The sequence below is a fragment of the Acinetobacter sp. ACNIH3 genome (assembly GCF_002918965.1).
In the GTDB taxonomy this organism is placed as follows: Bacteria; Pseudomonadota; Gammaproteobacteria; order Pseudomonadales; family Moraxellaceae; genus Acinetobacter; species Acinetobacter schindleri.
In genome coordinates this window covers 1-6,205 of record NZ_PQLP01000078.1, presented here as the reverse complement: position 1 = coordinate 6,205, position 6,205 = coordinate 1, and the positions used below count along the sequence as shown (strand labels likewise).

General features: G+C 39.4%; 6 protein-coding genes. 2 read left to right on the top strand and 4 right to left on the bottom strand.

Annotated features, from left to right (window positions below):
• Nucleotides 1-493 precede the first annotated feature (493 nt).
• Together C3420_RS16100 and aadB are read left to right on the top strand one after the other, a co-directional pair.
• Nucleotides 494-1,180 carry a pentapeptide repeat-containing protein gene (locus C3420_RS16100; RefSeq protein WP_002011386.1) on the top strand — a complete coding sequence of 229 codons (687 nt, stop codon included), beginning with the start codon at nt 494-496 and terminating at the stop codon, nt 1,178-1,180.
• 90 nt (nt 1,181-1,270) lie between these two features.
• Nucleotides 1,271-1,804, top strand: a complete 534-nt coding sequence (gene aadB / locus C3420_RS16095; RefSeq protein WP_010883707.1) for an aminoglycoside nucleotidyltransferase ANT(2'')-Ia — start codon at nt 1,271-1,273, stop codon at nt 1,802-1,804.
• A 158-nt stretch (nt 1,805-1,962) separates the two neighbouring features.
• Here the strand turns inward: aadB and C3420_RS16090 are convergent, their stop codons facing one another.
• The 4 genes from C3420_RS16090 to mobC all read right to left on the bottom strand — a co-directional run bounded on the left by C3420_RS16090 (nt 1,963) and on the right by mobC (nt 5,569).
• Entirely contained in the window at nt 1,963-2,631 is a 669-nt protein-coding gene (locus C3420_RS16090) for an Abi family protein (RefSeq protein ID WP_000423610.1), read from the bottom strand.
• Nucleotides 2,632-2,763: 132 nt separating this feature from the next.
• The gene (locus C3420_RS16085; RefSeq protein ID WP_051064109.1) at nt 2,764-3,249 is read right to left on the bottom strand and encodes a hypothetical protein; all 486 of its coding nucleotides are present in this window, start codon (nt 3,247-3,249) and stop codon (nt 2,764-2,766) included.
• A gap of 108 nt (nt 3,250-3,357) precedes the next feature.
• Nucleotides 3,358-5,172, bottom strand: coding sequence for a relaxase/mobilization nuclease domain-containing protein (locus C3420_RS16080; protein ID WP_015061179.1), 1,815 nt, complete (start codon nt 5,170-5,172; stop codon nt 3,358-3,360).
• Nucleotides 5,162-5,569 (bottom strand): plasmid mobilization relaxosome protein MobC, encoded by a 408-nt coding sequence (gene mobC / locus C3420_RS16075; protein WP_015061180.1) that lies wholly within the window; start codon nt 5,567-5,569, stop codon nt 5,162-5,164. Before mobC ends, C3420_RS16080 begins: the two co-directional genes overlap by 11 nt.
• Nucleotides 5,570-6,205: the final 636 nt, after the last annotated feature.

The following is a 6,205-nucleotide window of genomic DNA, read 5'->3' as shown; positions in this document are numbered from 1 at the left end:
GTATGGTGGTATCTCTGCGAGGATTACTCCAACATGCAACTTAACCAACCTATACAACTACTTCCAACGCTCCGCCTATGTGAGATCCCCTGTAAGCGGTTTAGCCTTGCGACTATCGCTACGATGCACCAGTGACACTTATTCCCTCCACATGCAACGCATATCTTCCTTAAAAAAGGCGCACAGAAGTAGATAAAGCTCGACCGTTAGGTGCTTATTTGATGATTTAAACTGCTGAATTAACGAAGGACTTCAAATTGAGGCTTGTCAAACTGTTCTAATTCTTTAAAATAGATAGTGGTACTAGCCTTTAAGGTGAATATCAGTATGAGTTGCAAGCTCTGCCGATCTTTCGTTAATTGATGTTGCAAGCATCAAATAACTGTACCCATCGAATTTAAAACTAATGGACAGATTTCGCAAGAGACCTGTCCATTATTTTTTTTGATTACACCTAAGAATTAAGCTGAAACTCCTATTCTTTGGACTATTAATGTCAAAACTTCCTAGATTTCATAACAAGCACATCGAAAAACGTAAGTATTCAAATAGCCTCCTAGCCAAATCTATTTCTTCTAAAGTACGTTTCTCTAATAAAACATTTTTTAATGTTAATTTGAGAGGATCCCGCCTACGATCATGTTCATTCAAAAATATAAAAATTGTTTTATCTGATTTTTCAGGAGTAATCTTAAATAAGAATAGGTTTACGAATGTTCACTTCAAAAAGTGCGTATTTTATGCTGCTATTTTTAGAGATTGTCGCTTTAAAAATTGCACATTTGAAAAATGCATTTTTATTAATACAAATACAGAAAGCCTAAATCACTCGATATTAGACTGTTCTAAAAAATATAATTTTTACGAAATGAAAATTCCTGATGACTTAAAAGATCAACTAACAGAATATAGAAATATTCCAATACTGCAAAAAAACCGTTTACTTCATCTAAAAGGGGGAAGAATCAATACCGCAACCTTATTCATTCTCCTATCCAAAATATCCAAATACAAGCTGCTAAATGGTCTTAAAAAAATTTATATTGAGGAACAAAGTAAAGTAAAAATACTTAGCACTTTCAAACTCCTTGAAGAAATAAAGAACCTAGTTGACACTAACACCGCATTCAAACAGAATAATGGTGCTCTGCCCCATCCAATCGAAAGGTTGGATAGTTAAGACAATCACTGGGAGCTCACTATTGGATGTAACAATTCAATTAATAGTCTAATTACTGACATTCTGGGAGGGCTTACTATGTTAGGCCGCATGGACACAACGCAGGTCGCATTGATACACCAAATTCTAGCTGCGGCAGATGAGCGAAATCTGCCGCTCTGGATCGGTGGGGGCTGGGCGATCGATGCACGGCTAGGGCGTGTAACACGCAAGCACGATGATATTGATCTGACTTTTCCCGGCGAGAGGCGCGGCGAGCTCGAGGCAATAGTTGAAATGCTCGGCGGGCGCGTCACGGAGGAGTTGGACTATGGATTCTTAGCGGAGATCGGGGATGAGTTACTTGACTGCGAACCTGCTTGGTGGGCAGACGAAGCGTATGAAATCGCGGAGGCTCCGCAGGGCTCGTGCCCAGAGGCGGCTGAGGGTGTCATCGCCGGGCGGCCAGTCCGTTGTAACAGCTGGGAGGCGATCATCTGGGATTACTTTTACTATGCCGATGAAGTACCACCAGTGGACTGGCCTACAAAGCACATAGAGTCCTACAGGTTCGCATGCACCTCACTCGGGGCGGAAAAGGTTGAGGTCTTGCGTGCCGCTTTCAGGTCGCGATATGCGGCCTAACAATTCGTCCAAGCCGACGCCGCTTTGCGGCGCGGCTTAACTCAGGTGTTAGGAAACACTGCTACCGTTATCGGATTTACTGCTTTACTACTAACCTTGTTAATTCAACATTTGCAAAATAGTCTGACCTTTCGATTGTTTGGGGTGAAATTCTTATCTTAAAAATCTAAATATTCTTTTAGATCTAATGCAGATTGCTCGATAAAATCGTATGTATTAATACAACGACAGTAAATAAATTTTGTTAAAACCTCTAAATCATTTTCTAGATTACGGTTAAAAATAATCGGTTCATGATGAGCAATCCTGTTTCTTAATTCACGTAATTGATCTGTCCAATCGTAAAAAATTTGCCTGTTTTCAACTGTTGCATTAGGAAAAATAGAATTAAAACATCCCTGCCAAATACGTTCTTCATAATTAGCCATAAGCATCTTTTGCCAGAATACAAATTTAAGCTCAGGGATCATTTTACTAGGCGAATCTGGGAACTTCTCTTTAGCACTATCAAACATACTTTTAGGGCTATACCTCCCTCTACGGCTAAGGCTTCGAATAAAAGCTTCATTTTCATGCCAACTATTTGTTTCATTACACCTAAAAGATATTTCTATTGCCTGAACAACAGCATTTCTCAGAACAACTTCAAAATAATTTAATAAGTAAAAAAACTTATTGGAAATTATTAAATTACGTTCATAAAGCATCAATACATCAGATTTTTCATATGGTTCACCTTTATCTTTATAGAAATTTTCATACTTAGATAAGCGTGGTATAGATAAAGCCTGCTCTATCTTAAGCACTGCATCATTTGACAATTCCACCGTATATACCCTAATATATAGTTGTAAGTTTGAGAGACTGCGGATCTAAGATCTTCCCTCCCAAGCGCTAAGATTCAAAAAAGCCTTTCATTAACGTGAAAGGCTTTTTTCTTTTTTTGGTCAATTAAAAGCTTACATATTGATTGTAATTGAAATATTTTCTTGAGGGACATCAAAATAATTAGCTAATAGTCTCTTAGCTTCAGGAATAGATATTTTATCCAGTGTTTTAGAAGAATTATCTTCATTTAATTTGGTAAATTTCAGCTCATTCAAATCGATATTCATCTCTTCTAATGAACTATAAGAAACTGGATTCCGATTACCATCCCACATATTGGGAATAGATATATCAGCATATTCGGAGATATTTATTATCCATCTACCATCTGCATCTTCTTCTTGAGATTGGCTGATACTAGATATTTTGCCAACTAAAAATGCAGTGTGATGATCAGCCTCTGGTTCTCCCCAAGATTGTTTCCTATTTTGCACACAAACTAGATAATCGCACTTTCCTGCATTATGAGCATTTAGTCTCCAAGACTGACTACCACCTTCTTTTAAAATTCTAGTCTTTCCACGAGCAGTTAGTACTACTACACAGTTATTATTCATAACACCACCAAAATATATAAACAAGCCTATACTACATTCAATATAGCTAAATTTAAACATTAGTACAAGCTAATACTAAGAAATAAACACCAACATACTAGAAAATAATTACATCCCAAAATCCATACCTCGATCTTGCTTAGGTCGAGGTTTTTCTATCTCTTGTTTACGCTCATTCATCTGGACGAGATTTTTTTCAATATCTCGGATGTTTCGAGCAAATTCTGCTGCGCTTTGGCTACTTCTGACGAGACAGAATGCTGTGTGGTTGAGATTCTCTCCAGAATTTCTTCGTTGTTGGCTGTGATAAGGCTCATCTCTCGGACTTTGCCATTGATCTGCTCGGTATAGCTTGCTGTACTTCGTTCTAGCTCGTGAAATTGCTTCTGCATTGTCGCTAATGATTTCTGTGCTTGCTGTAAGCTTTGCTGATCGCTCTTGATTGTCTTTGATTGTGCTGACAAGGCTTGGATAATTTTGGTTTGCATTGTGTCTAAAGCTTGCTGTTGCTTCTGCAATTGCACTTGTTGTTGCATTAATTGTTGCTGTTGTTCTTCGATGATTCTCAATAATTGTGTTTCTAATTCGGTCATCGTTTAATACCCCATTGGAATCATGTAGCCGTTCTGCCATTCGCCTGCGTTCTTGTTGATCTGAATACATAGGCGCTGTGCTTTGCTGTCTGGTCGCTTGCATGTGCTGATCGTCAAACTGCCCCCCGATCGGTTCAAATGGTCGACCCTCATTTGCTTCTCGTTGATCACTGTATTTAGCGTCTGCATCTCGCTGTACTTGTTTTTGGTGACGAGACCAAGCGAGAAAATCGCTATAAGCAAAATAACTGCTGCTGAAATCAGTCCCATATTCAAAATAGTAAGTTTTTTCTGTACGGCTTGATTCTGGGCTTGCTGTTCTTGGCTCTGTATTTGCTCGTTTAATTGCGTTAAATGGCTCAATTTCGATTGCAGCAAGGTTTGATACTGGCTTAACTGCTTCTCGACCGTCTGGGCGTTGTTTTGAATGCTCTTGGCTATTTTCTCGTCCGACTGTTGGATAGCGGTCGCAGTGATATTGGCTCTTGTGTTCAAGCTGTCTCTGATAGTCTGTGACGTTTGCTCGATACCGCTCAGAAGTTGTTCCTCTGTATTCTTCAATTCGTTGTTGTACTTCTTGTCGATATTCGCCAGTAGCTCTAAAGCCTTGCTCATAAATCTCGCCCTCTAAACGGATGGGACGTTTTGCGCCCTCATACGGGTTTTCAATGGATATGGAGTTTTTTACTTGTCGGGTGACATTGATTTGATTCGATTCAAGCCATTGCACCAATTCTTGCCGATCGGCAACTTCCCCATTAGAAACCGCTCGGTAAACACGTTGATGTAACTGCTCTTTAAAATCCTTAATATCTTTGGGCAGGTTCTTTTTATTTAAAAATAGCTGTCGATGCTCCGGATCATCGGGGTCATACAGTGAATGTTCGGTATTGGTGATCTGCTTAAATAGATCGACTCGATCTAAATCGACTGGCGCATAGAATGGCTGTAGGCGTTTGCCTGTTGAAAGCTCAACATTGGGAATCACAAAATTAAGCTCAAGCCTTGTCTCACCTGTGTCCTGATTAATTTTGTCTTGGTGCTGCACCCATAAAATTTGATATTGGTCTTTATCCAGTCCTGGAAATAAACATTCCTCAAAATTTTGCATGATTTTCTGTTTATCCTCGTTAGATAAATCATGCTCATAAAAGGACAAACAACCACTGGTATATTTTTTGGCAAAAGGACTGCTATCAATCAATTGTGCTGTCAGCTCTACATCACCACTAAGCACTTGTGCGTGTTCACGCTCTCGATCTTCACCCAATAAATAATCAATACAACCTTTTGATAAACCTGAACCATGTCTAAAAAAATCAACGATCATCTGGACGTAACTCCCGAAGCTGTTGATCAATTGAAATCAATAAATGAAGTAATTTCACTTTATCGAAAGCACCAGTACCCGCAATATCTGTATTTACTGCTTTGGCAATCTGATTCACATTATTACCAATCCGACTAATTTCTAAAATTAACGCTCGCTCTGTCTTGCTATACGAAGATTCAACAACCTTTGTTGCTTTAATTTTTTGGTCATCTTCTGCTTTGGAATTATGAATTTTAGTCGCTTTCTCTACTGCTGCTTGTCTAAGCAACTTTGCAATCGAACCATAAGGATTATTGGAATCGAGCAATTGATATTCTGATTCTGAAAGTCTGACTTTAAAGGTTCGTTCTCGAACTGCTTTGCTCTGTTTGTTTTCTTGTTCCTGTCCTGACATTTCAATCTACCCTGCTTTGGCTTTTGTAAGCTTTAAATTGGAAAATCTTTGATTTTTCTGTTTAAAGCTTTTCGGGGGTATCGGGGGTGAAGCCCCTGATCAAGGTCACAGACTATCACTGTTTAACGAAGTTAAATAGGGGTAGCTGTGTATCCTTGCTTATTTAAAAATGGACGAGTGAAATTCAATAAAAACTAATCAAATGACACGGTATATAAACTCTAGTAGGTATTGGCATGAATCTTGTAAAAACAAATGCGCTCAACTCTTTCTCACCGTCCCCACATCCCTCGCTTTGCTCGGGCTGATGGTGAACGTTGAGAGAGTTTCGGCAATACTTTCCCTAAGAGGCTTTGATTTAAAAAAATCAAATATCCTCTTAAGTATTGCCGATTAACCTGTAATTGGGCTGACGGAGCCACGCATCGGTCGTATCCGCACATGGTTTTGCTGACCATGCAGACAAGGACTAAAGGTTTTGCACCTTCTCCCACGCGCTCCCTGTCGAAGTATGGTGGTATCTCTGCGAGGATTACTCCAACATGCAACTTAACCAACCTATACAACTACTTCCAACGCTCCGCCTATGTGAGATCCCCTGTAAGCGGTTTAGCCTTGCGACTATCGCTACGATGC

Bases quoted from the DNA above. Each gene is read 5' to 3' on its own strand.
- C3420_RS16100 (WP_002011386.1), top strand. From the start codon at position 494: ATGTCAAAACTTCCTAGATTTCATAACAAGCACATCGAAAAACGTAAG.
- aadB (WP_010883707.1), top strand. From the start codon at position 1,271: ATGGACACAACGCAGGTCGCATTGATACACCAAATTCTAGCTGCGGCA.
- C3420_RS16085 (WP_051064109.1), bottom strand. From the start codon at position 3,249: ATGAATAATAACTGTGTAGTAGTACTAACTGCTCGTGGAAAGACTAGA.
- C3420_RS16080 (WP_015061179.1), bottom strand. From the start codon at position 5,172: ATGATCGTTGATTTTTTTAGACATGGTTCAGGTTTATCAAAAGGTTGT.
- mobC (WP_015061180.1), bottom strand. From the start codon at position 5,569: ATGTCAGGACAGGAACAAGAAAACAAACAGAGCAAAGCAGTTCGAGAA.